Annotated in this window: 1 protein-coding gene; it reads left to right on the top strand. The window is 71.8% G+C overall.

Annotated elements, in window-relative coordinates; all coding sequences use genetic code 11:
- The first annotated feature begins 529 nt into the window (after nt 1-529).
- Nucleotides 530-3,091: an aminopeptidase N gene (gene pepN, locus AN218_RS20260; RefSeq protein ID WP_070018316.1), complete on the top strand. Its 2,562-nt coding sequence runs from the start codon at nt 530-532 to the stop codon at nt 3,089-3,091.
- Nucleotides 3,092-3,152: the final 61 nt, after the last annotated feature.

The following is a 3,152-nucleotide window of genomic DNA, read 5'->3' as shown; positions in this document are numbered from 1 at the left end:
CCGCCGCCCAGCACCGCACCGGTGCCGAGCGTGGCCGCGCCCGCGGCGCCGATCGTGAGGAGGGTACGGCGGCCGGGACGGCGGGGGTGCCGGACCGGGTGCCGCGGGGTGCTGCGGTCCATGAGGGTTGCCTCTCCTGGCGGGGACGCGGAGCGAAGGGTGAAGCGGAGGCTGGGACGTACCGGACCGCCCCCTGTCGACCGGCCCGGAACGACCCGCTCACCAGGGATGTTTGGCATCCGGAGTGACCTGCGTCTGAACGACGGCGGAACGGTGTACGCCCATCGCCGTTCATGGATCACCGCGGGCGGTTCCGCCGCGTTCCCGCCGCGGCTCCGCCTCTTTTCGCGGCCGCTGCGCCGCCTCGTGGCCGTCTCCCCGTCACCGGGCGCGGCCCGTACGCCCGCCGCCGCTCACCCGCCGTTCACCCGTGCCGGAGCCGGACGGCCGGGAGCAGCGCCCGGGCCCTCCGTGGAAGGATGGCCGAACGACGACATCGTGAGACCGCGAGAGCATGGGAGAGCACCAGGTGCCTGGCACGAATCTGACACGCGAGGAGGCCCGCGAGCGCGCGCAGCTCCTCCGCGTGGACTCCTACGAGATCGAGCTGGATCTGAGCGGCGCGCAGGAAGGGGGCACCTTCCGCTCCCGTACGCTCGTCCGCTTCGAGGCGGCCGAGGCCGCCTCCAGCTTCATCGACCTGGTCGCCCCCGCGGTGCACGAGATCACCCTCAACGGAGAGGCCCTCGACCCCGCCGAGTCCTTCGCCGACTCGCGCATCGCGCTGCCCGGCCTCCTCCAGGGCGCGAACGAACTGGAGGTCGTCGCCGACTGCGCGTACACCAACACCGGTGAGGGGCTGCACCGCTTCGTCGACCCGGTCGACCAACAGGCCTATCTGTACACGCAGTTCGAGGTGCCGGACGCCCGCCGTGTCTTCGCCAGCTTCGAACAGCCCGACCTCAAGGCGACCTTCCGGTTCACCGTGCGCGCCCCCGAGGGCTGGACGGTGATCTCCAACTCGCCCACGCCGCACCCCGCTCCGCAGGACGGCGTGTGGCGCTTCGAGCCGACGCCGCGCATCTCCTCCTACATCACGGCCCTCATCGTCGGCCCGTACCACGCGGTGCACAGCACCTGGGAGGGCGGCGGACGCAGCGTCGACCTCGGCATCTACTGCCGCCCCTCGCTGGCCGAACACCTCGACGCGGACGCGATCTTCGAGGTGACCCGGCTCGGATTCGACTGGTTCCAGGAGAAGTTCGACTACCCGTACCCCTTCGCCAAGTACGACCAGCTCTTCGTGCCGGAGTTCAACGCCGGGGCGATGGAGAACGCCGGCGCGGTCACCATCCGCGACCAGTACGTCTTCCGTTCCAAGGTGACGGACGCCGCCTACGAGGTGCGCGCGGAGACGATCCTCCACGAGCTGGCCCACATGTGGTTCGGCGACCTGGTGACGATGGAGTGGTGGAACGACCTGTGGCTGAACGAGTCGTTCGCCACCTTCACCTCGATCGCGTGCCTGGCCGCGGCCCCCGGCTCCCGCTGGCCGCACGCCTGGACGACCTTCGCCAACCAGATGAAGACCTGGGCCTACCGGCAGGACCAACTGCCCTTCCGCGACCTGGACGACGTCCGCGTCAACTTCGACGGGATCACCTACGCCAAGGGCGCCTCCGTGCTCAAGCAGCTCGTCGCCTACGTCGGCGAGGACGCCTTCTTCAGCGGCGTACAGCGCTACTTCAAGCGGCACGAGTGGGGCAACACCCGGCTGAGCGATCTGCTCGGCGCTCTGGAGGAGACCTCCGGACGCGATCTGACGGCCTGGTCGAAGGCGTGGCTGGAGACCGCGGGCATCAACGTGCTGCGCCCCGAGATCGAGACCGACGCCTCGGGCACCGTCACCTCCTTCGCCGTACGCCAGGAGGCCCCGGCCCTGCCCGCCGGAGCCACCGGCACCTCGACGCTGCGGCCGCACCGCGTCGCCCTCGGCGGCTACGACCTGAAGGACGGCAAGCTCGTCCGTACGCACAGCGCCGAGCTGGACGTGACGGGGGAGCGCACCGAGGTCGCCGAGTGGGCGGGCATCCCGCGTCCCGCCGTCGTCCTCCTCAACGACCAGGACCTCTCGTACGCGAAGGTCCGGCTCGACCCCGAGTCGCTGGAGACGGTCACGGCGCACATCGGCGACTTCGCCGAGTCCCTGCCGCGTGCGCTGTGCTGGGCCTCCGCGTGGGACATGACCCGCGACGGCGAACTGGCCGCCCGCGACTACCTCGACCTGGTGCTCTCCGGCATCACCGAGGAGTCGGACATCGGCCTCGTCCAGTCCCTCCAGCGGCAGGTCAAGCTCGCGCTCGACCTGTACGCCGACCCGCGGTGGCGGGAGAGCGGCCTCACACGCTGGTCCGAGGCGGCGCTGGAGCAACTGCGCGCGGCGGCGCCCGGCAGCGACCACCAGCTCGCATGGGTGCGGGCGTTCGCCTCCACGGCCCGTACGGACGAGCAACTCGCCCTGCTGGAGGGCCTGTTGGACGGACGCGAGTCCCTGGAGGGCCTCGCCGTCGACACCGAGCTGCGCTGGGCGCTGCTCCACCGGCTGGCCGTCACCGGGCGGGCCGGGGAGAAGGAGATCGCCGCCGAGCTGGAGCGCGACGCGACCTCGGCGGGCGAGCGGTACGCGGCGATGTCCCGTGCGGCCCGTCCCAGCGAGGAGGCGAAGGCCGAGGCGTGGGCCTCGGTGGTCGGCAGCGGCGCCGGGGAGGAGGCGGGGCTGCCCAACGCCGTGCAGGAGGCGGTCATCGGCGGCTTCCTCCAGACCGACCAGCGCGAACTGCTCGCCCCGTACACGGCGAAGTACTTCGACGTGGTCAAGGACATCTGGGAGCAGCGCAGCCACGAGATGGCGCAGCAGATCGTGATCGGGCTCTACCCGGGACTCCAGGTCTCGCAGGAGACGCTCGACGCGACGGACGCATGGCTGGAGAAGACACAGCCGTCGCCCGCGCTGCGGCGTCTGGTGACCGAGTCCCGTGCGGGGGTCGAGCGGGCGCTGCGCGCACAGCGGGCGGACGCGGCGGCCTCGTAACGGCTCCGGCGGACCGACGGGCCGGCGTGGCCGGTCGAGCAACGCGCCCGTGCCGGGGGCG

The organism is Streptomyces nanshensis (genome assembly GCF_001751255.1).
GTDB classification, from domain to species: domain Bacteria; phylum Actinomycetota; class Actinomycetes; order Streptomycetales; family Streptomycetaceae; genus Streptomyces; species Streptomyces nanshensis_A.
This window is presented reverse-complemented; position numbering and strand designations above follow the sequence as displayed.